This window comes from Edaphobacter sp. HDX4 (genome assembly GCF_036877565.1).
Taxonomy (GTDB): Bacteria; Acidobacteriota; Terriglobia; order Terriglobales; family Acidobacteriaceae; genus Edaphobacter.
In genome coordinates this window covers 1-26479 of the sequence record NZ_JAEDXW010000001.1, presented here as the reverse complement: position 1 = coordinate 26479, position 26479 = coordinate 1, and the positions used below count along the sequence as shown (strand labels likewise).

General features: G+C 58.4%; 27 protein-coding genes. 6 read left to right on the top strand and 21 right to left on the bottom strand.

Translation table 11 applies throughout. From position 1 onward, the window contains the following. Positions 1 to 31: 31 nt before the first annotated feature. Entirely contained in the window at positions 32 to 796 is a 765-nt protein-coding gene (locus JAO29_RS00135; protein WP_334266138.1) for a class I SAM-dependent methyltransferase, read from the top strand. A 5-nt stretch (positions 797 to 801) separates the two neighbouring features. On the opposite strand, the gene JAO29_RS00130 is transcribed toward JAO29_RS00135, so the two are convergent. After that, positions 802 to 2247, bottom strand: a complete 1446-nt coding sequence (locus JAO29_RS00130; protein WP_334266137.1) for an L-serine ammonia-lyase — start codon at positions 2245 to 2247, stop codon at positions 802 to 804. Between the two features lie 152 nt (positions 2248 to 2399). On the opposite strand from JAO29_RS00130, the gene JAO29_RS00125 reads away from it, so the two are divergent. The 3 genes from JAO29_RS00125 (at position 2400) to rho (ending at position 6363) form a co-directional block, all read left to right on the top strand. Further along, positions 2400 to 3992 carry a YifB family Mg chelatase-like AAA ATPase gene (locus tag JAO29_RS00125; RefSeq protein WP_334266136.1) on the top strand — a complete coding sequence of 531 codons (1593 nt, stop codon included), beginning with the start codon at positions 2400 to 2402 and terminating at the stop codon, positions 3990 to 3992. A gap of 738 nt (positions 3993 to 4730) precedes the next feature. Then, complete coding sequence (locus tag JAO29_RS00120) at positions 4731 to 4949, top strand: DNA-directed RNA polymerase subunit omega (RefSeq protein ID WP_334266597.1); 219 nt, start codon at positions 4731 to 4733, stop codon at positions 4947 to 4949. 163 nt (positions 4950 to 5112) lie between these two features. Then, a complete protein-coding gene (gene rho, locus JAO29_RS00115; RefSeq protein WP_334266135.1) occupies positions 5113 to 6363 on the top strand; it encodes a transcription termination factor Rho in 1251 nt (416 codons plus the stop codon). Positions 6364 to 6668: 305 nt separating this feature from the next. Here rho and JAO29_RS00110 read toward each other — a convergent pair whose 3' ends face one another. The 6 genes from JAO29_RS00110 to ftsY all read right to left on the bottom strand — a co-directional run bounded on the left by JAO29_RS00110 (position 6669) and on the right by ftsY (position 11521). Beyond that, positions 6669 to 7418, bottom strand: coding sequence for a glucose 1-dehydrogenase (locus tag JAO29_RS00110; protein ID WP_334266134.1), 750 nt, complete (start codon positions 7416 to 7418; stop codon positions 6669 to 6671). Positions 7419 to 7620: 202 nt separating this feature from the next. Continuing rightward, complete coding sequence (locus JAO29_RS00105) at positions 7621 to 8229, bottom strand: DJ-1/PfpI family protein (RefSeq protein ID WP_334266133.1); 609 nt, start codon at positions 8227 to 8229, stop codon at positions 7621 to 7623. Positions 8230 to 8254: 25 nt separating this feature from the next. Further along, on the bottom strand, positions 8255 to 8920 hold the full coding sequence (locus JAO29_RS00100) for a riboflavin synthase (protein WP_334266132.1): 666 nt from the start codon (positions 8918 to 8920) through the stop codon (positions 8255 to 8257). Positions 8921 to 8979: 59 nt separating this feature from the next. Beyond that, a complete protein-coding gene (locus JAO29_RS00095) occupies positions 8980 to 9279 on the bottom strand; it encodes a GNAT family N-acetyltransferase (protein ID WP_334266131.1) in 300 nt (99 codons plus the stop codon). 33 nt (positions 9280 to 9312) lie between these two features. Next, positions 9313 to 10473 carry a bifunctional diaminohydroxyphosphoribosylaminopyrimidine deaminase/5-amino-6-(5-phosphoribosylamino)uracil reductase RibD gene (gene ribD, locus JAO29_RS00090; protein WP_334266130.1) on the bottom strand — a complete coding sequence of 387 codons (1161 nt, stop codon included), beginning with the start codon at positions 10471 to 10473 and terminating at the stop codon, positions 9313 to 9315. A 58-nt stretch (positions 10474 to 10531) separates the two neighbouring features. Further along, complete coding sequence (gene ftsY / locus JAO29_RS00085; protein WP_334266129.1) at positions 10532 to 11521, bottom strand: signal recognition particle-docking protein FtsY; 990 nt, start codon at positions 11519 to 11521, stop codon at positions 10532 to 10534. 185 nt (positions 11522 to 11706) lie between these two features. On the opposite strand from ftsY, the gene JAO29_RS00080 reads away from it, so the two are divergent. Next, positions 11707 to 12018, top strand: coding sequence for a hypothetical protein (locus JAO29_RS00080; protein WP_334266128.1), 312 nt, complete (start codon positions 11707 to 11709; stop codon positions 12016 to 12018). A 116-nt stretch (positions 12019 to 12134) separates the two neighbouring features. Here JAO29_RS00080 and JAO29_RS00075 read toward each other — a convergent pair whose 3' ends face one another. The 11 genes from JAO29_RS00075 to JAO29_RS00025 all read right to left on the bottom strand — a co-directional run bounded on the left by JAO29_RS00075 (position 12135) and on the right by JAO29_RS00025 (position 21208). Continuing rightward, on the bottom strand, positions 12135 to 13133 hold the full coding sequence (locus JAO29_RS00075) for an NAD(P)H-dependent glycerol-3-phosphate dehydrogenase (RefSeq protein ID WP_334266127.1): 999 nt from the start codon (positions 13131 to 13133) through the stop codon (positions 12135 to 12137). After that, positions 13130 to 13759, bottom strand: a complete 630-nt coding sequence (gene plsY / locus JAO29_RS00070) for a glycerol-3-phosphate 1-O-acyltransferase PlsY (protein WP_334266126.1) — start codon at positions 13757 to 13759, stop codon at positions 13130 to 13132. The genes JAO29_RS00075 and plsY overlap by 4 nt, the downstream gene beginning before the upstream one ends. Before the next feature lie 70 nt (positions 13760 to 13829). After that, positions 13830 to 15086 (bottom strand): competence/damage-inducible protein A, encoded by a 1257-nt coding sequence (locus JAO29_RS00065; RefSeq protein WP_334266125.1) that lies wholly within the window; start codon positions 15084 to 15086, stop codon positions 13830 to 13832. Between the two features lie 153 nt (positions 15087 to 15239). After that, positions 15240 to 15848, bottom strand: coding sequence for a DNA oxidative demethylase AlkB (gene alkB, locus JAO29_RS00060; protein ID WP_334266124.1), 609 nt, complete (start codon positions 15846 to 15848; stop codon positions 15240 to 15242). Next, positions 15838 to 16545, bottom strand: a complete 708-nt coding sequence (locus JAO29_RS00055) for a 2OG-Fe(II) oxygenase (RefSeq protein ID WP_334266123.1) — start codon at positions 16543 to 16545, stop codon at positions 15838 to 15840. The genes alkB and JAO29_RS00055 overlap by 11 nt, the downstream gene beginning before the upstream one ends. A 113-nt stretch (positions 16546 to 16658) precedes the next feature. Next, positions 16659 to 17978 (bottom strand): Gfo/Idh/MocA family protein, encoded by a 1320-nt coding sequence (locus tag JAO29_RS00050; RefSeq protein WP_334266122.1) that lies wholly within the window; start codon positions 17976 to 17978, stop codon positions 16659 to 16661. Positions 17979 to 18157: 179 nt separating this feature from the next. Next, positions 18158 to 18502, bottom strand: coding sequence for a hypothetical protein (locus JAO29_RS00045; RefSeq protein ID WP_442886285.1), 345 nt, complete (start codon positions 18500 to 18502; stop codon positions 18158 to 18160). Positions 18503 to 18586: 84 nt separating this feature from the next. Beyond that, a complete protein-coding gene (locus tag JAO29_RS00040; RefSeq protein ID WP_334266120.1) occupies positions 18587 to 19627 on the bottom strand; it encodes an SMP-30/gluconolactonase/LRE family protein in 1041 nt (346 codons plus the stop codon). Positions 19628 to 19682: 55 nt separating this feature from the next. Further along, on the bottom strand, positions 19683 to 20192 hold the full coding sequence (locus JAO29_RS00035; RefSeq protein ID WP_334266119.1) for a phosphatidylglycerophosphatase A family protein: 510 nt from the start codon (positions 20190 to 20192) through the stop codon (positions 19683 to 19685). Then, entirely contained in the window at positions 20192 to 20401 is a 210-nt protein-coding gene (locus JAO29_RS00030; protein ID WP_334266118.1) for a DNA gyrase inhibitor YacG, read from the bottom strand. The genes JAO29_RS00035 and JAO29_RS00030 overlap by 1 nt, the downstream gene beginning before the upstream one ends. Positions 20402 to 20431: 30 nt before the next feature. Continuing rightward, entirely contained in the window at positions 20432 to 21208 is a 777-nt protein-coding gene (locus JAO29_RS00025) for an SDR family NAD(P)-dependent oxidoreductase (protein WP_334266117.1), read from the bottom strand. A gap of 220 nt (positions 21209 to 21428) precedes the next feature. On the opposite strand from JAO29_RS00025, the gene JAO29_RS00020 reads away from it, so the two are divergent. Beyond that, positions 21429 to 22352, top strand: coding sequence for a glycosyltransferase family 2 protein (locus JAO29_RS00020; protein ID WP_334266116.1), 924 nt, complete (start codon positions 21429 to 21431; stop codon positions 22350 to 22352). 122 nt (positions 22353 to 22474) lie between these two features. Here JAO29_RS00020 and JAO29_RS00015 read toward each other — a convergent pair whose 3' ends face one another. The 3 genes from JAO29_RS00015 to JAO29_RS00005 form a co-directional block, all read right to left on the bottom strand. Then, a complete protein-coding gene (locus JAO29_RS00015; RefSeq protein ID WP_334266115.1) occupies positions 22475 to 23029 on the bottom strand; it encodes a hypothetical protein in 555 nt (184 codons plus the stop codon). Between the two features lie 3 nt (positions 23030 to 23032). Further along, positions 23033 to 24778 (bottom strand): 30S ribosomal protein S12 methylthiotransferase RimO, encoded by a 1746-nt coding sequence (gene rimO / locus JAO29_RS00010; protein WP_334266596.1) that lies wholly within the window; start codon positions 24776 to 24778, stop codon positions 23033 to 23035. A 515-nt stretch (positions 24779 to 25293) separates the two neighbouring features. Continuing rightward, complete coding sequence (locus tag JAO29_RS00005) at positions 25294 to 25851, bottom strand: PEP-CTERM sorting domain-containing protein (protein WP_334266114.1); 558 nt, start codon at positions 25849 to 25851, stop codon at positions 25294 to 25296. Positions 25852 to 26479 lie beyond the last annotated feature (628 nt).

Below are 26479 nucleotides of genomic sequence, written 5' to 3'. Positions count from 1 at the left end.
CCCTTGCGACTCGTTGGTGGAGAATGCATCGATGAAGAACGTTCGCCGCTTCGATGGCAAAGTTGGCGACTACGTCCGTTTTCGCGAGAGGTATTCGCCGGAGATCCTCCTGCCCATCCTTCGTTCCGTCTGTGGTCTGACGCGGGACTGGCTCGTGGCCGATATTGGGGCAGGAACCGGGATGCTTAGCGACGTCTTCCTCGCGAATGGCAACCGTACCCTCGCGGTCGAGCCCAATCCGGAGATGCGGCAGATGTGCCGAATCGCACATGAGGGAAATCTCAACCTCACCATGATTGACGGTACCGCCGAAGCGACTGGAGTGAATTCATCTTCAGTTGATCTCGTCGCCGCCGGCAGAGCGATGCACTGGTTCGATCGGGAGGCGGCATTCGCCGAGTTTCGGCGCATCCTCAAGCCCGATGGTTGGGTTGGAATCATTGCATTCGGTCGAACTGAAAAGGGGCGAGAAGAAAATCTGGTACTGGAGCAAATATTGCGCGATTTCTCTCCCAGCCATACGGATACACATGCAGGCTATGAAGTGTACGGGCAGCTGAAGAGCTACCTGCCGCGGGACTTCTACCATCAGGAGATACTGAAGACGATCTCTCTGAATTGGCAGGATCTTCTGGGACTGACTCTGTCACTTTCGCACAGCCCTTCGAGGGCAGACCCGCACTATCCGCTCTTTGAGAGAGCACTGCGCGATTTTTTTGAGCGTTTTGCTTCCGACGGCGAGGTGCAGCTTGAGACCCGATATTGGATCAACCTCGGCCGATTCGAGCCGGTGTAGTCCCATCAGCATTCGATGATGTTGAGGGCCAGTCCTGCTAGCGAGGTCTCCTTGTAGCGAGACTGCATATCCAGACCCGTTTGATACATCGTCGCAATGACCTGGTCGAGGGACAGCTTGTGTCCTTCTGTCTCATGCATTGCCATGCGGGCGGCGTTGATGGCTTTAACCGCTCCCATCCCATTTCGCTCGATGCAGGGTATCTGCACCAGTCCGCCGATGGGATCACAGGTCATCCCGAGGTTGTGTTCCATGGCGATCTCGGCAGCATGCTCTACCTGCTCGTTGCTTCCACCAAGCGCAGCAACCAAGCCACCCGCAGCCATGGAACACGCAACCCCGACCTCGCCTTGGCAGCCCACCTCAGCCCCCGAGATGCTTGCATTCTCTTTGTAGAGAATGCCGATGGCTGCAGCAGTCAGGAAATAGCGAAGGATTCCCTCATCGCTGGCGCCCTCGACAAAGCGGACATAGTAATTTGCGATAGCCGGAATCACGCCTGCCGCTCCATTGGTCGGTGCCGTGACCACGCGACCTCCCGCCGCGTTCTCTTCGTTGACTGCCATTGCGTATACAGTCACCCAATCCATTGGAGCTAAGGGATCGTTCGCTGCTCCGGCCTCAAGTCGTTGAGCTAACCGCGGCGCCCGACGCCGGACGTTCAGGCCACCCGGAAGAACGCCCTCTGTCGCAAGCCCTCGGGCCGTGCAGGCCTGCATGGTCTTCCAGAGCGTGATCACTGCCGCCTTCACCCGATCCTCCGGGTTCATGCTCGATGTGTCTCCTTCGATTGGCGGATGGCGGATCGCAGTCTCCGAGATCAACGCAGCTTCGTTGGCGAGCAACAGGTCGGCTATCGTCAGATGATGTTCCCGAGCCAAAGAAAGTAGTTCGGCTGCGCTGCTGAAAGGGAAGGGAACCGTCCGGGTGGACTCCTGCGTCGTATCTTTTTGAGCTTTCAACTCCTCGGCCGTGAGTATGAACCCTCCACCGACCGAGTAGATTACTTCCTCCGATATGAGGGTTCCATCGCTGGAGAAGGCGGTGAATCGCATTCCATTCGGATGTGTTGGCGCTTGAGGATCGGGATACATCTGGTCACGATGAAACAGCAGATGCTCCGTCTCGGTAAACGGAATCGCCTCACGAGCGAGCAGGTAAAGCGTTCCGGTGGAGCGGACGGCGAGCAGCTCGGCATCAATGACGGAAGGATCCACCGTATCGGGAGCTTCGCCCATCAATCCTAGAAGGATCGCCCGGTCTGTCCCATGGCCATGTCCCGTCAGGGCAAGAGAGCCGTAGAGATCGACGGAGACCCGCGCGACCTCAGACAGCTTCCCTTGTTGATCGAGGGATTCGGCGAAGCGCAGTGCCGCTCGCATGGGTCCCACTGTGTGCGAGCTCGAAGGTCCGATCCCGATCTTGAAGAGCTCAAACAGACTAGTGTTCACGGACCATATTGTAGGCGTCTGCGATGAGATCAGTTGAAATGGGTTTTGTTTGTGGCAGCTCTATCTGCCACTTCGGTGGGAACAAGGATTCATTCGGCCAGTGCTATACTCGCCGGACACTCAACTGCCTCAAGGACATACCAGGCTCAAGGATGCTTTTCAAAGCCCGAAGTGCTGCCGTTTATGGAATCGACGCTCATCTGATTGACGTCGAGGTCGATTTCTCTCAGATCAAACTCGATAAAGAGCAGTTCAGCACCGTCGGCCTTCCTGATGCTGCAGTTCGTGAGAGCCGCGATCGCGTGCGCTCCGCGATAAAGAACTCCGGGTTCGAAATTCCTCCGACGAAGATCACCATCAATCTTGCCCCTGCCGATTTGAAGAAAGAGGGCTCCGGTTTCGATCTGCCGATCGCCATCGGAATCCTCGGAGCGTACGGTGCGCTTGCGATCAAGGATCTCGATGACTTTCTGCTGGTCGGCGAACTTGGACTCGACGGCTCGCTGCGTGCCATTCCCGGTGCCCTGCCGATCGCAGTCGCAGCTCGTTCGAACGGGATCAGGAACGTCATTGTTCCGGCAAGCAACGCCCGCGAGGCTGCCGTCGTTGAGGGCGTCGATGTCTATCCCATGAAGAGCCTGATCGAGGTACGGGAGTTGCTCAACTCCTTCTCGACTGGAACGATCTCGCACGCGCCTCTAGCAGGTAGAGCGACCGAGCTCTTGAACGAGATACAACACTTTCCGTTTGACTTCAAAGATGTTCGCGGACAGCATGTCGCCAAGCGCGCGCTCGAGGTTGCAGCGGCGGGTGGACATAACATCCTCATGATCGGGCCGCCGGGCTCAGGCAAGACCATGCTTGCGAAGCGTCTGCCGTCCATTCTGTCTCCGCTGAAGTTCGAGGAGGCTTTGGAGACGACGAAGATCCACTCCGTCGCCGGAGTTCTGGATGGAGAGCAGGGACTTGTGGCGCACAGGCCTTTTCGTTCGCCGCACCACACCATCTCGGACGCCGGCCTGATCGGCGGAGGCATGGTGCCGCGGCCGGGAGAGGTTTCGCTGGCGCACAATGGATTGCTCTTCCTCGACGAGCTGCCTGAGTTCCCGCGCAATGTGCTGGAGGTCCTGAGGCAGCCGCTCGAGGATGGAACCGTGACGATCTCACGCGCGGCGATGAGCCTGAGCTTTCCAGCCCGCTTCATGCTGGCGGCGGCGATGAATCCTTGTCCTTGCGGCTACTTCAACGACAAGCGTCGAGACTGCATGTGCACACCTCCGATGATCCAGCGATATGTGTCGAAGGTGAGCGGACCTCTTCTGGATCGGATCGACATCCATATAGAGGTTCCGGCGGTGGAGTATAAGGAGCTACGCGGAGGAGCGGCTGCCGAAGGCTCCGCGGAGATTCGCGAGCGGGTTATGGCTGCGCGCCGCCGGCAACATGAACGCTTTGCGGAGTCGGGGCAGCGGACGAAGGGCTCGAGCAAAGGGGCAGGCCGCAGCGTCTTCGCCAATGCCCAGATGAACACGCCGCAGATCCGAAGCTTCTGTGTGCTCGAATCCGATGCGGAGCGTCTGCTGGAACGCGCGATGCAGCAGCAGGGACTGAGTGCAAGAGCGCATGACCGGATCCTGAAGGTGGCTCGAACGATTGCGGACCTGGACGCGGCGGAGAGCGTGGGGACCCGGCATATCGCAGAGGCGATCCAATATAGAACCCTGGATCGCAGCTACTGGTCGTGACCCTCCCCCTACTTATTTGCGCAAAATCTTGGAAGCATTGCACTTAGCTTTGGACCACTGAATCTTACCTCTGGACCACAGAGAAGGACGGTGCGGAGTCCGGGGAAGGCGCTCGAGTGTTTCCCCTGGAAGTCCTTCTTTAATTTTACCGGGGTGCAGGGGTGAGATCGGCGATCCCTTGCAGGGGCTAAATCGCTAAAGATGAATGGCTTATCCTCATCTCATGAGATGGGACCTCTTGACAGGAGCGAGAGGGAGGCTCCGGGAGGAGAAGGTGCGCGCTCATAGGGCGCCGGTTCCGTTTTATGGGATTTTCGGGAAAAGGAATTCCAAAAATAAGTATTGACCTCCACCCTGGAAGGATTTACTTTTCTAATGGTCGATGCTGTTTCCGCCGGATAAGCAGGCGTGGTCGACCAGGGCGCCAGGAATACCGGGTGTTCCCCTCTGCTTCCTTCTGTTTCATACCCAGGCGCTGAGCCGCTGAAGATACCAGGAGAAAACAGGGTTTCAAAGGACGTGTCGCTCCTTCTGGAGCTACGCGGGAGTTCTTGTAGTTTGCTGTCGATTTAAGTGTAACTTTTGTAGATTGAGTTATTTAGGCGATGGTATGAATCCTTTTGCAGGATTTGGCGTCTAAACGGAAAGTGGTAGACGGGAACAAACGAATCTACCGAAATTTTGAGAAATCTTGGATTGCGGGGAGTGCCGCAACTTGACTGACTAAAGGAGAAGATGATGCGCTCGGATCTTGTTTTTGGAGCCCTCACTCACGTAAAGAACCGCTACGAGCTTTGCCAATTGGCATCGAAGGCTACTCGGAAGCTTCACAAGCCCAACACCCGTCTGCAGGACACGACAAACGAAGTTTTGGACCGTTTCCGTGACTCCATTCCGATGGGAGAGGGCGAAACCCCTGTTCAGAAGGTAGAATTGCAGGAGCGCCGCGCGGCATAACGCGCGGCCTTCGGGCTCCAACGACACAATCCACCCATAACACTTTCCGCACTACCCAATTCCATCCCATAAAATTCAGATCTTCCCGGTTCTCCGTAGGATTCCCTTTCAGGCATATCCCGCCCAAGTTCCCTAGATTTCTATCGAATCTCAAGGTAAAAGCATGACAATTTCAGAGTTGAAAGAACACAATATAGCCGAGCTGGGCAAACTGGCACGCGGTCTGGATATCGCAGGCACCAGCGGGCTCCGCAAGCAGGACCTTATCTTCAAGATTCTTCAGGCTCAGAGTGAAAAGGAAGGCCACATCTTCGCAGAGGGCGTCCTCGAGATTCTTCCTGACGGATATGGCTTCCTTCGTTCTCCTGATTACAACTATCTGCCCGGTCCCGACGACATCTATGTCTCTCCTTCCCAGATTCGCAAGTTCGATCTGAAGACCGGTGACACGATCAGCGGCAACGTGCGACCGCCGCACGAAGGCGAGAAGTACTTCGCCCTGGTAAAGATCGAGGCCATCAACTTCGAGTCTCCTGAGGAGACCCGCAACAAGATCCTGTTCGACAATCTCACTCCGCTTTATGCCGAGGAGAGAGTCAAGATGGAGACGGTTCGGGACAACATCTCGGGCCGTGTGATGGATCTGCTGACTCCCGTGGGTAAGGGACAGCGCGGCCTGATCGTAGCGCCTCCGCGCACCGGAAAGACGATGCTGCTGCAGGCGATCGCGAACTCGATCACCTCCAACCATCCTGAGATCGTGCTGATCGTTCTGCTGATCGACGAGCGTCCGGAAGAAGTGACGGACATGCAGCGTTCAGTGAAGGGCGAGGTGATCTCGTCGACCTTCGACGAACCGGCAGCGCGTCACGTACAAGTTGCCGAGATGGTGATCGAGAAGGCGAAGCGGCTGGTCGAGCATAAGCGCGATGTTGTGATTCTGCTGGATTCGATCACCCGACTTGCCCGCGCGTACAACACGATCGTTCCGCCGAGCGGCAAGGTTCTGTCGGGCGGTGTCGATTCGAACGCGTTGCAGCGTCCGAAGCGGTTCTTCGGTGCGGCCCGCAATATCGAAGAGGGCGGTTCGCTCACCATCATCGCGACGGCCCTGGTAGATACCGGATCGAGGATGGACGAAGTAATCTTCGAAGAGTTCAAGGGTACGGGCAACATGGAAGTCATTCTCGATCGCAAGCTGGTCGACAAGCGGGTGTTCCCGGCAATTGACATTCAGCGCTCGGGCACTCGTAAGGAAGAGCTGCTGATCCCGAAGGAAGACCTGCAACGCATCTGGATTCTGAGAAAGGTTCTCAACCCGCTGAGCCCGGTGGAGGCGATGGAGCTTCTGACGGACAAGCTGGCGAAGACGCGGAACAACTCGGAGTTTCTGCACAATATGAACTCGATCTAGATCGACCGCAACGAGATATCACCGGGTCCGGGTGGTGCTGGTCCGGTGATGAGGGCAGTCCTTGTGGTGAGGACTGCCCTTTTTGATTTTGGGATGGTTTCCTTACCTCTTCAAAGTACCCCGGTGATGGGGGTCGATGGCGCGCCTGGCGGTGCAGAGGACAGATTCAATCGCGTGTTGGAAGAGAGGCTGGACCGCAGATCCTTCGACTTCGCTCAGGATGACACGGCTGTTTTTTTCGTTATTGAGACGGATGCGGGAGGGCGGGCCGAGCCGCGCCTCCCCATGGGAAAAGCATCCTGCTTTTAGCGGAGACCGCCGGAGGCGACTAGGGTTTCGCCGGTCAGCCAGCCGGAGTCGCTGGAGGCGAGGAAGACTGCCAGAGGAGTGATGTCGCTGACCTGGCCGATGCGGCCGAGCGGCGTCTGGGCCTCGAAGGTGGTCTGGAAGTCGGAGCCGATGAAGCCGGCCGAGTGTGTGCCCTCGGTCTCAATCATTCCGGGATTGATCGAATTGACGCGGATCTTCTTTGCGCCGAGCTCCTTCGACAGGACGGCGGTGATGGAGTCGACGGCACCTTTGGTGGCGGTGTAGATGGAGCTGGTGGGAACGTTGAGCTCAGTTACGGCTGAACCGATGTTGATGATGCTGCCTCCGTTGTCACCGATAAGCTTTACGGCTTCGCGCGTGGCGAGGAGGGTTCCAAGTACGTTGGTGTTGAAGAGACGGTTGTAGAGCTCTGTGGTGACGTCTTCGATAGGAGAAAACTGATAGACTCCGGCGTTGTTGACGAGCACGTCAAGCTTGCCGAAGGCTTTTTTGGTCTCGTCGAAGATGCGAGTCACATCGGCCTCTTTCGCGACGTCTCCCTGTACGGCGATGGCCTTCCCGCCAGCTTTTGTAATCTCAGCGACCACCTTCTCGGCCCCGTCCTTACTTGCGGCGTAGTTGACCACAACTGCAGCGCCTTCTTTGGCGAGACCCTTCGCGATATCAGCGCCGATTCCCTTGGAAGCTCCCGTGACGACTGCGACCTTACCTGTAAGCTTGCTCATCTCTCTGACCTCTTCGTATCGATAATTCGATAACCGTCTAATTGATGAGAAGGAGGGAGGGAAGGATTCATTCTGATGGAGGAGCTCCCCCTTATTTACTTTCCTTTGAAATCGCGGGTCCACTCCAAGCAGAAGAGATTTCAGGGCTTAGGTTTGAAGGAGCGGATGGGAGATGAGACCCGACCGCTCCATTCAGGGTCGATCAACCGAGGTGCTTCTGGAGGACCACGAGGAACTGCGCGAGCCATGCCGGGTGCGCGGGCCATGCGGAGCCGGTAACGAGTTTGCCGTCGGTGATGGCGTCGGTGGCATCGAGCTTCACAAAGGTCCCTCCGGCCAGCTCCACCTCGGGAGCGCAGGCAGGATAGGCGTTGAGGCGCTTGCCCTGGAGCACGCGGGCTGCCGCAAGGAGTTGCGGGCCGTGACAGAGGGCGGCGATCGGCTTGTCCTTGCCGGCGAAGTGACGAATGATCTCGAGGACACGGGGATTGAGGCGAAGGTACTCCGGGGCTCGGCCACCTGGGACGACAAGGCCGTCGTAGTCTTCGGGCCTGATGTCGGCGAAGGTGGCGTTGAGGACGAAGTTATGGCCCGGCTTCTCCGAGTAGGTCTGATCGCCTTCGAAGTCGTGAATGGCAGTGCGGACGTGGTCGCCAGCCTTCTTGTCGGGGCAGACGGCATGCACGGTGTGGCCGACCATCTGGAGCGCCTGGAAGGGAACCATAACCTCGTAGTCTTCGACAAAGTCGCCTACCAGCATAAGCAGGTTTGCGGGCTTGTAAGGGCTGGGGATGGAGGGAGTCGAGCTCATGTGTGTTCCTTTAGGGTGGTTGAGGCTAGTAGCCGTTGGCGAGGAGGTACTGCTCGGTGAGGATGAAACCAGCGGGCTTCTCCGACTGACGCTCGGCGTACTTCCCCAGCACGTCGACCTCGATATTGAGGGGGGCGCCGGGAGAGAGTGTGCGGAGGCTGGTTGCGCCATAGGTGTGCGGAATGATGGCGATCTCGACTTCAGTTCCACGGATGGACGCAACGGTCAGAGAGATCCCTTCCACGGTGATGGATCCCTTCTCGACGACATAGCGGACGAGCGATTCGGGAAGAGTGAAGCGCAGACGGTAGTCGGTGGTCTCGGTATCGGGCGTGAGAGGCTCGAGAGCGACGAGGGTGGCAGTTCCGTCGACGTGGCCCTGGACGACGTGGCCGCCCAGAGGAGAGCCGGCGGGTGTAGGCAGCTCAAGGTTGACGACGGCATCGGGCTTGAGGCCGGCGAGCGTCGTGCGGGCGATGGTCTCGGCGGCGAGATCGGCGGAGAATCGCGGAGGGAAGGCGTGGGGCTCGATGTCGAGAGCCGTGAGACAGACGCCGCCGACAGAGACCGAGTCGCCGGTAGAGAGACGCCTGACGATCTCCGCAGGTGCGCCGATGGTGATGCGAGTCACACCTGCATTCGGCATGACGCAAAGTACGGTCCCGGTGGTTTCAATCAATCCGGTGAACATATCTATAGCCTAACGCGAAGTGTGGGAGAGATCGACCCGTGCGAGATACGGAGCGGTAGCTACTCGCTTTGCGGGGAAGACTGGCTGTTGCGGGAGGCCGGTTTCAGCTCGGGATGGCGCTTGAGGTAGTCGGCAGCAAGCGGGCAGACTACATCGACGCGAAGCTGATTGTCGCTGGCGTACTCGAATGCGGTGCGGACCAGGGTTCCAGCGATGCCGCGTCCGCGGAGCGAGGCAGGAACCTCGGTGTGAAGCAGGGTCAGCCAGCCGCGGTCGTCGGTTTCGAATTCGAGGTAGGCTATCTTGCCTTCTTCTTCATACTCAAATTTGCTTCGGGTGACTCGGCTTTGATTGGACATGAGGTGCTCCGGGAGGGTTCTGCTGCCACGATATCAGTCAGCGGACGAGGGCGTCGGCCAGGGATCACGGAGATATCCGGTCACGCGGGTGTCTTCGCCAAGGACGTCTCGACTGACATTGAACAGCGAGCTCTCGATCTCAGAGGGAGAAGAGAATCCTTCCGCGAAGGGAATGGCCTCTGCTCCGAGTGTCTGCCGGGAGTAGAAGAGGATGACCTTGTCGACGAGATCGCGGGCGAGGAAGGCTCCGTTGATGGAACAGCCACCTTCCAGCAGGAGGCTGAGGATTCCGCGTTCTCCGAGGCGGGCGAGGATGGTGGGAAGTGAGAGGCGTCCGTCGTGTTCTGTAATTGTTTCTATCTCGACTCCTGCGTTCAGCAGCTGGTTGCGTTTTGTGTCCGGTGCGGTGCTTCCGCTAAAGACGAGCAGGTCACGCTTGGCTGACGATACCAGATGAGAAGAGAGAGGGATGCGCAGGTAGGTGTCGAGAACGATACGAAGCAGAGGTCTACGGCGAGGGTGTCCGCTGCGATCAGTAAGCTGCGGGTTATCGGCGAGAACAGTGCCGATGCCGGTAAGAATCGCATCTGAGGCGTGACGTAGACGATGGACGTCATTGCGGGCTTCGGCGCCGGTAAGCCAGTAGGTCTGGCCCGGCACGCGGGAAGTGGTAGATGGAGCGAGCTTCGCGTCGGCGGAGAGCGCAGCTTTCAAGGTGACGAAGGGTGTGCGGGTCCGTATGAAGTGCGCGAAGGCGTCGTTGAGGGTGCGAGCTTGCTGTTGAAGTACGCCGACGAGAACTTCTACTCCCGCAGTGCGCAGTTTTCCGATCCCGGCCCCGCTGACCATCGGGTTGGGATCGGTTGTGGCGACGACGACGCGAGAGATGCCGGCGCTGATGAGAGCGTCCGCGCAGGGGCCGGTGCGGCCATGATGACTGCAGGGTTCGAGGGTGACGTAGGCCGTAGCTCCTGCGACAGAATGGCCACGAGAGGCCGCCTGTTTGAGGGCTACGATCTCCGCATGATCGTAGTTGTCGTAGAGATGTGCGCCTTCTCCAAGGATCTTGCCATCTCGAACGATGACGCAACCGACCTGCGGGTTGGGAGTGGCGAGAGCGACCGTCTCCGATGCGAGCTGAAGGGCACGCTGCATAAAGTCGCGATCATGCTGTTCCGGTTCGGTCGATGCCATTCCTGTTGAGGATAAACGGTCAGGCGAGCGCGTGCGAAGGAGGCCCGACGCAGTGCTCTCAGCCGACCAGCGAGTCGATGAAAGCACCGCTGTCGAAGGGAATAAGATCGTCGATCTTTTCACCGATTCCGGCGTAGAGAACGGGAAGTTTGAGCTCAGTGGCGATCGCCAGTACGATTCCGCCCTTGGCGGTACCGTCGAGTTTGGTGAGAACGATACCAGTGACACGAGCGGCCTCTGTAAAGAGCCGCGCCTGCTGCAGGCCGTTCTGGCCGGTGGTGGCATCCATGACGAGGAAGGTCTGATGCGGTGCACCCGGGACGAGCTTCTCGGCGGTCCGGCGCATCTTGTCCAGTTCCTTCATCAGGTCAGTCTTGGTATGGAGCCTCCCCGCCGTATCTGCGATCATCACGTCGCTGCCGCGCGCTTTGGCTGCAGCCAGGGCATCAAAGAGTGCGGCGGAGGGATCGCCTCCCTGCCTGGTCTTGATAACGGGGACGTCGGAACGCTGTGCCCAGACCTCGAGCTGTTCGATTGCGGCCGCACGAAAGGTATCTGCCGCGCAAAGGAGAACGCTGCGTCCTTGGGAACGGTAGAGATTTGCCAGCTTGCCGGTGGTGGTGGTTTTTCCGGTCCCGTTGACACCGACCATCAGGATCACCTCAGGCGGAGCGGCTGGATGCTGGATCGGGTGCGCGACGCTGTCGAGAATCTGCTTGAGCTCTGTCTTGAGGATCTGCTTGAGCTGAGCTCCGCTTTCGATGCCGGTACGAAGGGCACGCTGGCGGAGGTTCTCCATGATGATCGCCGTGGTCGCGCTGCCGATATCCGCAGCCAGCAGGCGTGGCTCAAGCTCATCGAGTGAGGCCTGGTCGACCTCGCGAGTAAGAGCGACAACAGAGCTGATGGAGTCGGACAGGGACTCGCGCGTGCGAGTGACTGCCTGCCTCATGCGCTCGAAGAGGCCGAGTTTCGGCTGCTCAGGCGCCGGAGTCTCAGGCGATTCGGGTTCAGCCGGACGTTTGCCGAAGAGAGAAGAGAAGACCATGCTGCCCTAGTTTATCGCTTCACGAGAGGGTGAGAAGGATCTTCAGGGCAAGATCAGTAGCCGGCTCGAGCAATGAGGAGGAGATAAATGATCAGAATGGCGACGAGGATCAAGGCTCCAAGCACTACGTGGAGAGGTCGGAAGCCAAGAATGCGCCTTTCCCGATGAAGATCGGGAGGCGGAATGTGAGTTTCGGTGTGGTGATGACCGTGATTGGGTTCTGGCATTCTTTCAACCAGTACTGGGATTTTGCAGATGCAATGCTGCGGGCAGACTACACGCGTCTGCCCGTGAGCGCAAATCTAGCCTTCCACGGGAAGGGAATGGACCAGGCTGGACGTCGGATGGTTATCCTGCTGTTGCGGAACCATGTTATGGCCCTTGCCCTTGATCAGAACGACGGCTGCGATCAAAAGAATGATGAGTACGATGCTCGCCAGAATGACGACGGGAAGAAAGCGCGCGTCACCTTTGCGAGCTTCTGGAGTCGGGTCTGAGAGGGTCGGTTCAATCTTCCCCTCTTCGGTCCGAGAGTTTGGGTGCCTGCGAAGTGGGTCCATGGGATCAGCCATGTCCGGATTAGATGCGGGATGTAGGAAAAGAGTAAGTCGAACTATTGCAGTTCGTTGCGTCCAGGTCGCGCCATCAGGTCGCGAATGGCGTCCGCTGCTTTCTTGTCTTTGTGGAGAATGGCGTCCATCTGTTCGGTGATGGGCATTTCGACGCCATACCGTGCGGCAAGACCGAGCGCCGCCTTTGTGGACCGCACCCCTTCTGCGACCTTGCCCCCCATCCCGGCAAGGATATCTTCGAGCGGCCTCCCTCGGCCCAGCTCGATACCCACGGACCGATTGCGGGACAACTCTCCCGTGCAGGTAAGGATGAGATCGCCGACTCCTGAGAGTCCGGAGAGTGTCTGACGGCGGCCACCGCAGGCGACGGCGAGACGCGTGATCTCTGCGATGCCACGCGTGATGAGAGCGGCGGCCGAGTTATGCCCAAGGTTGAGACCCTTGACGACCCCGGCTGCCAATGCGATCACGTTTTTGAGGGCACCACCCAGCTCCACTCCGGTGACATCGTCATTGGTGTAGATCCGCATGGAGGCGGACGAGAACTCCCGCTGGATGACTTGTGCGAGGCGAAGATCGGGTGCCGCTGCAACGATCGCGGTGGGAATTCCGGCTGCAACTTCCTGGGCGAAGGAAGGCCCGGAGAGTACGGCGAAGGGATTGTCACAGACGGAGGCGATGACCTGGGACATGCGCAGAAATGAGCTCTCCTCCATTCCTTTGGAGGCCGACAGGATGATCTGCTCCCTGGTCAGAAGCGGCGCGATATGCGAGAACACCTCGCGCACATGCTGCGACGGAACGACGCAGACGAGGATGTCTGCCTCAAAGATAGCTGCGGGAAGATCGCTGGTAATGACGACATCCATCGGCAGGATGTATCCCGGCAGGTAGGTGAGATTCTCGCCAGCATCCTGCAACTGCTCGGTTAGCGCGGGCGAGTGTGCCCAGAGCGTGAGCCGATGTCCGCCGCGGCGTGCCAGAGAGATTGCCAATGCGGTTCCCCAGGCCCCGGCCCCCAGTATGCTGATCCTGCTCAAGCAGCCACCTTTGGAGCGCCAAAACGATGTTCGGTTCCCGCCAGGAGACGCCGGATGTTCTGGGAGTGCTTAAAGATTACGATCAGCGGGATCACGATATAGGAAAACACGATGATCGGTGTGCGGGCCGGAGCATGAGGGAGCGCGAAGACGGGGAAGAGTGCCGCTGCGACAATGGAGGCCAGCGAGACGTACCGCGTAAAGAAGACGATAATCACGAAGACGGCAAGTACGTAGAAGACCGTCGTGAGCGGGACGAGCGCAAAGAAGACCCCGAGCGCCGTGGCAACGCCTTTGCCGCCATGAAATCTGAGCCAGACGGGGAAGCAGTGTCCCACGACAGCAGCAAGCGCAGCAGCCGCAGCAATGTTGTAGGCCTGCGGAAAGCCATACCTCTCAGCGATGTGCTGCGCGAGAACGACGGCAACGAACCCTTTGAGTGCATCCAGGACGAGTGTGAGGATGCCCAGCCCCTTCGCTCCGGACCGAGCGACGTTGGTGGCGCCAATATTGCCACTGCCAGTCAGCCGGATGTCTTCGTGGCGGAAGGTACGAACCAGAAGATACCCGAACGGAATGGAGCCGAGCAGGTAAGCCAGTGAAAGGGAGAGCAGCCAAGGGGTCATGATCGTATGTGCAAGTCTATCAAGTTGTTCTTAACTAGATGATGTCGGCGACTTACGCGTTTGCAAAAGATCAACGATGCAACGTCTGCCTGAGAAATTCGAGCGCGTGCTGCGAAGACCACCAGCGGATGTGCTCCCGATCGCCGCTCAGAGTCAGCTCTTTGATATAAGTGTCCCTGCCATCAGCGAGGCCGATGTAGACGCGTCCGATGGGACGTTCGGCATCCTTGCCCGGTGCTGTGCCGGGACCCGCGAGTCCTGTGATTGAGATGCCGAGCGAGCTTCCGGTCCGGGCTCTGATGCCTTCGGCAAGTGCTCGTGCAACCTCCGGACTTACGGCTCCGTGTAGCTCGACCATCTCGCGCGGAACATCGGCAAACAGCATCTTCATCTCGGGCGTGTACACGACGGCGCCTCCAACGAAGGCGCGGGAGCTGTTGGGGACGGCGGTCAATCGCTGTGCGAGCAGACCCCCGGTGCAGCTCTCCGCCACAGACAGGGTGAGGTGCCGCATCTCCATCATCATCAGCACGACCTCTTCGAGACTCTCCCCCTGCGAGGAGAAGATGGCGTCGTCCATCTCCGCTTCAACGCGACTGGCGAGTTCGTCGACTCTGTTCTGTGCTTCCTCGAGGGTGGGCTTGACCGCGGTGAAATGAAGCTGAATCTCACCATGTCCGGCAAGGATGGTCGTTTCGACATCGCTGTATTGGTTGTAGATGGGAGAGGTGCGTGCGTCCACCTGCGACTCGGGAACAAGGGCCATGCGGAGCATACGTCGAGCGAGTTTGTGCTGAGGAAGAATGGAGGCAAGCATTGGCTTGACCACGTCTGTGAAGAGTGGCTTGAGCTCGCGTGGCGGTCCGGGTAGTAACACGATGATCTTGCGATACTCACCGACGACCGTATCAAGCATCTGCCCCGGTGCACTGCCGGTGGTATTTGCCAGGATGGCGGCGCCTTCCAGAACGTCAGCCTGCTTGGCATTGTTTGGCGGCATGGTCATCTGGCGGGCGGCGAATCGCTTGTGCAGTGTTGCGAGAATCTCCGGATCGCGGCGGAGGGAGATGCCGAGAGCAGCGGCGACGGCTTCGCGCGTCCGGTCGTCTTCCGTGGGGCCGAGACCTCCGGAAAAAAGGATGAGGTCAGCGCGGGAGAATGCAGCGCGGGCGACCTCGGTCAGATGCTTGAGATCGTCGCCGACGATGGTCTTGAATGCGACCTCCACGCCGAGATCGTTAAGTTCTGCCGTAAGAAAGAGTGAGTTGGTGTCCTGCCGGTGCGGGGTCAGCATCTCGGATCCGGCTGCGATGATTTCAGCGATCATGGTGCGTTTATGTCCTCTCATGTCCGCGTCTTGGCGAACACAAGGCATAGAAAGAGGCCTCGTTCTTCATGATAGAGACTTTTGAGAGGCGAGGGGTTGGTCAGTGAGATGCAGCGACAGTACGAAAGGTGAGATTGATTCGATAGGGGCCAGTCAGCGGGTGAACCCGGCCGGGACGGGAGCGACTCCGTGATAGATGAGGCGCGCGGGACCGCCCCAGACCAGAACATCACCGTGTTCGATGCGAATTCTTCGCGGGGTGTCTGTACGGCGGAGCGTGCCGAGGAGGAAGGTGGCCGGCAGTCCAAGCGAGACGGAGACGATGGGGTGGCTGTAGTCGAGCTCGTTCTTGTCCTGATGGAGCGAGAGACGAGCTCCCACGGAGTAGCGGTTGATGAGACAGTTGTTCGGCGTGAACCCCGGGAACCCTCCGGCTTCTGCTGCGCGCTGCGCCAGAGAGAGCAGAGTCCCGGGCATGGCTGGCCAGGGAGCCCCGGTTAGAGGGTCAGCGGATGTGTATCGATAGCCGGTTCGATCTGTCGTCCAGCCAACCTCGCCTGTATTGGTCATCGCTACGGACATGGTGTGTCCGCCGGGAACGACCATCTGGCGGAAGGAGGAGCGGGCTTCCACCTCCTGTATGGCCTCGTAGATCCTCGGAGCTTCGTCGCGGCAGAAGGCGCGAAGCAGCGTCACTCCTTCCGCAGGATGCTCCGTGGTGGGTTCGATTGGTTCGGGCCAGAGACTGTTGTCAGCGTGCATCGTGAAAGATCACTCCCAGGGTGAAACGTTCGCCGCTGCGGAGAGGACTGACGCCATGGCGCATGGCGACGCGATAGGTGCCGCGAGTTCCGCGTTGGGGCCGATGGTTGACGGCGAACAAGACGGCCTCACCCTGGCGAAGAGGCACGACCGTGGCGCGGGACTGCATGCGTGGCCGTTGTTCGGTCAGGACAAACTCGCCCCCGGTGAAGTCCTCTCCAGGAGCGCTGAGCAGAAAAGCTGCCTGGATGGGAAAGACGAGGTCGCCGTAGAGATCCTGATGCAGGCAGTTGTAGTCATCCTGCTGATATTTGAGCAGGAGTGGTGTGGGCTTCGTTTGGCCTGCCTGATGGCATCGTTCGAGGAACTGGCGGTGCTCAGAAGGATAAACCTCGGAGTTGCCAAGGGCTCGATTCCATTCGTTTGCGATGGACGCGAGCGGGAGATAGAAGGTGTCGCGAACAGTCTGGAGCAGGCAGGGAAGGGGATAGTCATAGTACTGGTACTCACCTCTCCCGAAGCCATGGCGCGCCATGATGACACAACTCCGAAACTGCTCGGAATTTGCGTATCCCGCTGCGAGATCGTGACATTCTTCCGGACTCAGCAGTGGGCCTGTTGTGGCATAGCCATGTTCACTGAGATCCTTCGCGAGGGAGGTCCAGTCAAGAGAGTTGATCTTTTGTTCGAGGTTCATTGCTTCAGCTTCCACTGAACCCTAAGATGCTGCACTCCGGTTTGTATCTTCAATCTCAATGCGAAACGGCAGCCTGCTATGACAGGCTGCCGCAAGGTGGATTGAGGGTTGGCCTAGACCTTCGGAGCCCAGCCCTTCTCGTAGTCGCGATCCCAGTACTTCATCGCTTCGGCGTCGTTGACGACATGGCCGTTGGCCGGGTTCAGTTTGAGGCCGCGGTTGAGCTCCCAGGCAACATTGGAAAGCTGCAGCATGGTGACCGCCACGTTTCCGACCTCGATGGGAGCATTGAGCTTTTCGCCCTTCTGGATTCCGCCGATGAAGTTCGCAAAGTGGAGATCGGTCATGGAATCTGCACCGACAAGGTCGGCCGATGCGGAGGACTTCTCCGCCTTGAACTCGCTCGTCTTTGTCCCCTTCAGGTCGTAGACCTCATAGCCCCCGCGGTCGACGACGACCGTACCTGTGGTGCCCATGATGGCGGAGCCGCGATCGCGATTGTAGAACTTCATCCCCTGACAGCATTTGCCCTCCCAGGAGAGGATCTTGTCGTCATACTCGAAGCTCGTGACCAGGGTGTCGTAGAACTGCCAGTCATCTTTGAATTGATACCGACCGCCTGAAGCGGAGACATGATTCGGGAAGCCGACGCCGAGAGCCCAGCGGCAGACGTCCACCTCATGCGTGCCGTTGTTCAGGGTCTCCCCTGTGCCCCAGTGCTTGAACCAGTGCCAGTTATAGGGGTGATAGTTGTCGTGGTAGGGCTGGCGCGGGGCGGGGCCCTGCCATAGATCCCAGTCGAGCGTCGCCGGAACGGGAACCTCTTTGCCGAAACCGATGGACTTCCGCGTATTGCTGTACCACGCTTTTGCGTAATAAGGACGGCCGATCAGCCCCTCATTGATCTTCCCGATGACCTCGATGGTGTGGGGAGAGGACCGCTGCTGGCTTCCCATCTGCACAAGCTTCTTGTATTTATCGCGGGCTGCAACGAGCATTGCGCCTTCAGCGGGGTTGTGGCTGCACGGTTTTTCGACGTAGACATGTTTGCCGGCCTCAAGCCCGAGGATAGCCATCGGTGCATGCCAGTGGTCGGGAGTCGCGATGGTGATCGCATCGACATCCTTTGAGGCGAGGACTTTGCGGAAATCTTTTTCGCTAGCTGGTTTGTAGCCGAGTGAGGTTTGAGCCCTGCCGCAAAACTTATCAAGGATCGGCGTATCGACATCGCAGACGTGGGTGATGCGAGATGTCTTCTCATTCGCCTTCAACGAGGATAGATGGGCATAAGCTCGGCTATTCAACCCGATCACGGCGAAGTTGACGCGATCGTTGGCCCCGACGATCTGGGCGTAGCTTTTTGCGCTCGTACTGACGGCGGCAGCCGCAGCTGTGGCTGCCATGGAATCAAGAAATTCGCGTCGGGTAATCACGTTCTTCTCCTCCTCAGGAGTTAGTTCGGGCTTTGGAGCAAAAGGGCAATCTTTCTGCCCGGAGGCCGCACAGGCGGTGCGGGATAAATGTACACGAGTCCGTACAGGATGGGCCAGAGACATGCCAGGCCAGAAAGGCGCAGCTTGCTAAGGCGCGCCTTTCTGCCGGTTTAGTTGACTTAGAAGGTCAGGCGAAGACCGAGCTGTGTCTGACGCATGGCTCCCGCGCTTGTGATCCTTCCGGCCGTAGACAGGTTCGCAAGAGACGATGTGGGCGTCGACAGATTCACATTGTTGAGCACGTTCGTGAACTCCCCACGGAATTGGAACGTGTATCGCTCCGCAAATTTAAAGTTGCGGAAGAGTGCTGCATTCACGTTCTTGTAGCCCGGCCCGTTGAGCAGGTTGCGCGGCGCAGTTCCGTCAGTCCCTGTCGGTGGAATGGCGAAGGCTGTGGGATCGAACCAGCGGGCCTTCACATCGTTTCGGGAACGATGCGGGTCGAGGACAGGATTTCCCGTCACATTGGGCCGGTCGTGTTATTGGCTGACGAAACAAAGGCGGGGAGCCCGACGGGCGGGCGGGGAGTGATTCGGTTGCGAGAGGATCTAATCAATCAGAGAGCGGCCTTCAATATCGAGCGCGACGTGGTACAGCGCATCCCGGGTCGCTAAGACAGCGCACCCATCTTCTACAAAGGCGAGGCCCACCAGGTTGTTGCCCGAGATCGCAAAGGAGGCTGCCTTGGCAGGCGTTATGCGAATGATGCCGCGCTGCCCGCGGAACGAGGCAGCGACGTAGAGGTTGTCGTCCACATCGAACGCCATACCCTGCGCTCGGCCCAGCCCCTGGAAGAAGATGGAGATATTACCGTCACGGTCAATGGCGTGGATGGACTGGTTGGAAGAGGTCGTAGGGCCTGTCACCAGCAGAGTTCCTGCTGCGTTGAAGGCAAGGTGATAGGCGGCAACGGAGGGCTCAAGTGTCGCAAAGACGAAGATCTCGCGTTCGCGATTGATCTTGAAGATGGTGCCGGAACGATCGCCCACGTAGAGGTTGCCAGAGCGATCGAAGGCAATCCCGGTTGCGACTCCCATGCCTTCCGCGTAGGTGGAGATAGTCCCTTCGGGCGAGATCTGATAGACCGTGCCATCGGCTCGCGAGCTCGCATAAAGATTGCCATCCCGGCCAAATGCAAGGCCGGTCGGATTCATCAGGTCGCGGACAAAAGGCACCATCTGGAAGTCACGCTGAATCCGGAAGATGGAGACCGGCATCGCCTGGCCGCGCGTGCCGGAGAGCGTCGTGAAGACCTGCCCGTTGGCGTCGACGGCAGGATTGGATACAGGGTGGAGGTTCTCTGCCATCGGGACTGCGATTCGTGCCAGCAGAGGATTGGAGGTCTCGCCGTTCCGGTGCATGACCAGATCGCCCGTGATGCTTCCTTCTGGTATGAGGATGGTGGCACGGTTTGGCCTGCTCATCACAACGGGGGCGAAGACGTCTCCGATGCTCGCGTGCGGCATTCGGACTCCCACCGGCTCCAGGTGATTTCCCTCCACTTCGATCTCTCCACCGGGCATGGCTGCAGGGGGTTGAACTCGATTCAGTTGAGGTGCGTTTTCCGAGGTGGGGTGAAAGAGGCTCATCGCCCTCTAAGGGTAGAACGAGGGGAGATGCAATACAAGGAGCCCGCTTATAGTCTCAAATGAAAAGTCTTAGCAGCTGCGCACAAAGCAATGCCAGGAATCCGGCTGCCACATCGTCCATCATGATTCCCGTTCCTTTGGGCAGCCGTTCCAGCTGCCGTACCGGAGGAGGTTTGAGAATGTCAAAGATTCGAAACAGCAGAAGCGATATGACTGCGTGCCGCCAGTCGGGGACAATCGCAATCAGCGCGATCAACTGCCCGGCCACCTCGTCGACCACGACAAAGCCTGGGTCTTCTCTTCCAGACTCGTGGGCCACGATGGTTGCGGCTCGAATGCCGATGAGCGTGATAACGAACGCGGAGAGTGCAGTGCCGACTGCAAGTTGAAGGAACGATGGTGCCAGGATGTGTGCTGCCGCATACCAGAGCAGCGCGGCAGCGACGGAACCGTACGTTCCAGGGCCAGGCTTAAGAAGGCCGGCACCGAAGAACGTGGCAAGCGTCCAGGCCCAAAGGGTTTTCTTCTCTGACGGAGGATGCAACTGCGTCGTCGAGTTAGGCACTAGCTCTCGTCGTCTGTCGGTTTATTGTGTTGCGACCGCGAAAGTTCTTCGAGCAGGTCGGGATCCTGGATGGGTGTCGAGACTTTGTAGTCGCCCGACGCCCACTTGCCAAGATCGAGCAGGCGGCAGCGGTCACTGCAAAAAGGGAAGTTCTCGTTGTCGATGAGGACAACGTTGCGGCAGGTCGGACAGAAGAGCGCTTTCGGCATTGCAGTATCGATTGTAAATCTCGAGGGGAATTACGCGATAGAGCGAAGCAGCCCGCCTTCGGCGCGGAGTGCGGCTCCGTTAGTGGCAGCGGAGAGCGGGCTGGCGACATAGGCAACCAGGCTGGCGATCTCTTCACTTTCGATAAGGCGCTGGAGAAGCGAGCTGGAGCGATGCTTTTCGAAGAACTCCTTCTCTGCCTGCTCAGGGGTCGGGTCCGCGGTGGAGGAGATGTTTTTGAGGAAGTCGACGATCCCTTCAGAACGTGTGGGGCCGGGCAGCACCGTATTCACCGTCACGGCTGTTCCTTTTGTCAGCTCGGCGAGACCCCGCGAGAGGGCGAGCTGCGAGGACTTGGTGACTCCGTAGTGAATCATCTCAGGCGGAGTCATAATGCCAGACTCGCTCGAGATGAAGATGATGCGGCCCTGCTTGCGTTCCAGCATGCGCGGAAAGTAATGACGCGAGAGGCGGACTCCGCTGAGGACGTTGACCTCGAAGATCTTCAGCCAGTCGGCGTCGGTGATCTCGACGAAGGGCTTGGGCTCGTAGATGCCGAGATTGTTGATGAGGATGTCGGTCTCGGGAACCTGCTGGATCAGCGAGTCGGCGCCTTCAATGGTTCCGGGATCTGCAACAACGGCTTTGACGGTGCTGATTCCGGCGAGAGCTTTATCGAGCTTCTCTTTGCTGCGGCCCGGGACGGTGACCGTTACGCCCTCGGCGGCAAGTGCTTGCGTGATGGCGAGGCCGATGCCTGCGGAGCCTCCGGTTACGATCGCTGTCTTGCCTTTGAGCTGCAGGTCCATCCAATTCTCCTTGCCGATGTCTCGATCCGGCTACAGAAAGTAGATGACGATATGGATGTGAGGGATTCAGGCGAAGAGGTTGAGCCTCTTTGAACATTAGTGAAGAACAGCCACGAGGATCGCTGCGGATACGGCTGGCGACTCACTCGGAGTCGAGGTAGCCTGACAATGTAGCCTGACGATATCGATCCGTTCAATTCGCGCCGTGGGGAAACTCGCAATGACAGACGCAGCAGAGAACAGCATTCCACTGCTTACCGTTGTGATCCCTGTGTACAACGGCGAGAACTTTCTTCGCGAGACGCTGGAGAGCGTGCTTGCGCAGGACTATCCCGCTGTTGAGGTTATTGTGGTGAACGATGGGTCAACCGATGGGACGCGTGCGGTTGCGGAGGCATTCGGCGATCGCGTTCGCATCCTCGATCGCCCGAACTCCGGCGTCTCGGCCAGCCGGAACGCCGGTCTCACTGCCGCCTCCACCGAGTGGGTCGCGCTGATGGATCACGACGATCTGTGGGAGAAGGAGCACCTGCGGAACTTGGCTCGCGCCATCGCTCAGCGGCCCGAGTCCGACGTGTGCTACAGCGGAGGAAGGGAGCTGACGCCTGATCCTGTTACCGGAGTCTTTCACCCTGATGTGCTGATGCCTTTTCCCACGGAGGCGGAGCTTCCCACGATGCTGATGGAGCGATGCGCGTTCATTCCGAGCGCTACCGCGGTGCGCAGATCCGCTGTGCTTGCTGTGGGAGGCTTCGACAGCCGCTTCGTCAACCTGCAGGACTGGGAGTTATGGCTGCGGCTGTTTCACAACGGCGCGAAGTTCATTCACACGCCGGAGCCGACGCTGCTGTATCGCGTGCATCCCGCATCGCGCACCCACAAGGCGCTGCAGACCCTGAAGCACTCGGTTGGCGTAATCGAGCAGCACGTTCTGCCTCACTTCTCGTGGTTCGAGCGCGCGACGCGCGGACGCTGCATCATCAGCCGGCTTGAAGGGGAGGCGGCGATTCTGCTGCGCCAGAACGGCTCTCCCGGCGCGCTCGCGCTGATGCTGAAGTCGATTGCGCGGCACCCGTTTCACGAGCTTCGGCGATATAAGATTGCGGCGCATATGCTGCTGCGTGGCTATCCAAAGACCGCGTAGACGTTACTGCCTCCACGAGATTCGTAATAGAGTTACTTGTGATGCGAACGACTACGCTTTGCTGCGTCCGGGAACCGAGCGATGTGAAGACTCATTGTGGTTTTTGGTCCGTGGATGCTGTTTCAATGTTTCGCAGTACATGATCTTATTTGTGTAAGTGTAGGCAGCATGGACAAGACTTCTTCACGTACAGGATCCATTCCTTCAAAAGCGATTATCGTCGAGTCGTTCTGTAGAAGGCAGTATGTCGAAGTCATATTCTTGCTTTTGACTTGAAACGCGGATGAAAGACAAAGAAGGTCCCCAGCTTTTGTATGAATCACGAACTCGGATTTGTTTGAGTATCTCAGAGAGTTCAGAAGGGTGCCCCCGATCACTTTGCGAAAATTTTCCTTCGCATCTTGATCTGGGTCTGGGCATTGTTCTGATTGATGAAGGGTAAGTCGATCGACATCGATCATTGGTGGCCAGTAGGCGAAAGGCCGCACTAAAGATTGATGCCCGTAATCGCCTGTCACAACCAGCCAATTTCGGTTGAGATTCATCGTGAAACGGCTGTCCCTGTATGTTTTTCCGTAAGCCATCTGCCAGACACGAGGACGCAACCAAGGCCAGAAAAAGAGAAAAGCGACGACAAGCGCAATCGCGCCTGCGAGCAAGCCTGTAATTCTTTTCATTTCCTAGTCGATGATTCGCGCCACAACATCATAGTCGTGGGATTCAGTGATCTCGGCGCGGTAGAAGGTGCCGGGGACTAGCTCTTCGTGGGGCCCGAAGTCGTTGATGAAGACCTTGCCGTCGATCTCGGGGGCGTGCTGGATGGTGCGGCCCTCCCAGAGGAGTTCTGTTTCTTCGGATTCGCCTTCGACTAGCAGATCGACCTCGCGGCCTACCCACTCCGCTTTGGCCTTCGCGCTGATCTTCTGCTGGAGCTTCATCAGCTTGCGGCGGCGTGCCTGGATGGTTCGCTCAGGAACCTTGAGTGCGGGGTCGAGCTCGAAGGCCTTGGCTCCCTCTTCGTCGGAGTAAGTGAAGACTCCGAGCCAGTCGATGCGCGCGGTCTTGATGAAGGCTTCGAGCTCCTTGTAGTCCTCTTCGGTCTCGCCGGGGAAGCCGACGATGAAGCTGGTGCGGATGACGATGCCGGGAACAATGCGCCGCGCTTTCTCGATGAGATCGAGAAAGATCTGCGCGTTTCCGCCGCGCTTCATTCGCTTGAGGACCGAGGCGCTCGCATGCTGCAGCGGCACATCAAGGTACTTCGCGATGTTGTCGTGCTTCGCCATCGTCTCGAGCAGCCGCGTCGTCACCTTATTCGGGTAGGTGTAGAGGAAGCGAAGCCAGCGGAGGCCGGGCAGAGCGGCGAGAGCATCGAGGAGCTGGGCCAGCCCGTCGGTGAGGCCAAGGTCTTCGCCGTAGCAGGTCGTGTCCTGGCCGATGAGCGTGATCTCGCGGACGCCCTGAGCGATGAGCTTCTCGGTCTCGGCGACGATCGATGAGAGGCGGCGCGAACGGAATTTTCCGCGAAGCTGCGGGATGATGCAGAAGCTGCAGGGGTGGTCGCAGCCCTCGGCGATCTTGATGTAGGCGGAGGCTCGCGGAGTGGCGAGGATGCGTGGCGTCTCGTCGGAGTAAAGATAGTCGGGAAGTGCCGCAGTGGCTCCGTCCCAGGTCGCGCGGGAGAAGCGGCCCTGCTGTTCGCGCAGGTCGCCTTCGGGGCGCGAGGACTGCGCGTCCGGCGAGTTGCTTCGCATGGCTCGCGGCGAGACTTCAGTGGCGCCAGTCCCGGGCATGCTTCCCGAACCTTGGCTCAGCGATAGAACCGCAGATCCTTCGATTCCGGCTGCGGCTTCGCTCAGGATGACAGCCTCAGTCTCCCCCAGTTCTTTCCGGTGTTCGATCTGAAGCTGTGAGCCCTGCTCAGTGGGGTGCGAGTGCTGGTGGACGGCGCTGGCAGCGCGGCTGACCAGCGTCTGCGACTCCTGGCCTGGGGGAAGGATGTTGAAGGGCGAGTCCGATGTTGCAGCCGGTCTGGGAGCGAGGCCAGCGGCATTGAGGATCGCCTCGAGCTCTCCGGTTCCGACGACAGCATCGACCTCTGGGATGTTCTTCCGGATCTCGTCACGATAGCGCTCGACGAGGCAGCCGGCGACGATCAGCTTTCTGGCGCGGCCTCCGTTTGCCTGCTTGTGCTGCACCATCTCCAGGATGGTGTTCACCGATTCCTGTTTGGCGGAGTCGATGAAGCTGCAGGTATTGACGACCAGAATCTCGGCTTCTTCCGCTTCGGATGTGAGCTCGCCGCCAGCGGAGTGCAATAGGCCCATCATCACTTCAGAGTCGACCAGATTCTTGGGGCAGCCGAGCGAGACGAAGCCGATCTTCGGGCGAGGGGATTCGGTCAGACCGTCCGGCTGAATTTCCATTGTCGATGAGAAAGCCACAGCCTATTAGTTTACCAGTTTTCAGAAGGATAAACGAACCCGGTGCTACCCCGGCTGATTTTGTGCAAAGTATTCAAACTACTGTGCTTAGGTCCGGACCAAAGCGCTAAAGTATTGATTCTACTGAGCAGTCATTCGCAAAGTCTTGAAACAGAAGGTATTACGTGGTGATGGAGGAGAGAAGCGGTCGCGAATCCCTCTTTCCTCTCAGGCGCACAATCTTTCACCTCGAGCCCGCAACCCTGATTCTATTTTATCGCGGGCGGCCACCGATACGGCAATTCAGGAGATTGGGGAAGTCATCTGATATCTGGAGTTTACTTGGCACATAGAGGCTTACCGATCTTGACACGGTCGGGGGCGAGACAGCTTAAACGAGTTCACCCATGCAGGGTTCGCGCATGGCGAGATCTGCATGGGTGAATTCCTATGAGCGTCGGTCGAATGGCTCGATCGGAGAAGGAGCTATTCGGATCGCCGGATCAAAGAGACTGCGGTTACGACAGGCGACGCTTCATGGCTCCTGCGACACCGATGAGGCCAGTGCCAAGAAGCATGAGGGTGGAGGGTTCGGGCACCGCCGACGGGGTGCTGACAGCTGTGGCCGAGAAGGTCACAGTGCCGTCCGCCTGGGTCGAGAAGTACAGATTTGCCAGGGTGGGATCATAAGCGCTGTTGGCGCTGGTGATCGTACCCATACCCGTGAAGAGACCGAACGATCCGACGTGGTCGGAGGTGATCGAGTTGAGGGTGAAGGTCAGCAAATCGCTTCCGCTTCCAAAGACAAGGGCTGCAGAGCCGGGAACGTAGCTTGCATAGTTGATCGGCGATGTGATGATGCCCAGTTCGCCAGCAGTGAGAAGGGTGACGAAGTCACCGCTCAGTGTGCTGGCTGCGCCGACAGAGATGGTGTTGGGTGTGAAGACGAGAGAGGTACCGTTGTCAGTCACTGCATCGCCGGTCACAGAGAACTGACCGGTGATTGGGGTAGCATGCAGAGCCGGAGAGATAGCGAGGGCCGCGAGTACTACAAAGGCCGACAGGATTTTCTTCACAGACTGGTTCTCCTAAAGAGATGAAATGAGAGAGATTAGGTGCTAGGTATTTCTGAAGTAGTAGATGTGAAGTGTGTCAGCTTTCCTAGACTGAAAGCGTTTTCTGGGGGTGCTGCAAGAGATTGCAAGTAGCCTGCACGTCATGATTCGCCATGGGATAGGAGCGGACGCCTCTATGGTTGGTGTATCGAAAATTTATTTAGGATGCGCAAGTAAATGCATGTTGAGGATGGAAATACGACCGATTATCGGAGCGTCCACAGCAGCGTCGTCGAAGGACGAAGTGATCCTGAGTCGCTGAGCGCGAAGGGAATGGCCAATTTGGAGAGCATCGATCTGGTTCCGATAAGGCGCAATTTTCCCGAGAGAAGTTGAATTGTCTTGCACCTTAGATGGGTGAAGAAGGCAGAGGCGTGAGGTCGATCAGTCGGCGGAGAGGTAAGTCTGTCGTCGTCCGGCAGCAGGGCTTGTCATTGGGGTAGCGCCGGTAACGTCAGCGGCACCTGTTCCTGAGGAACGACGCTCATCCTTATCTCAGCTTCGCGGCTTTTGTATGTTCCTGTTTTGTTGGGTGTATGCGTCGATGATCGAGGCGACGAGCCCGGGGAAGCGTCCATTGATCTCGGCG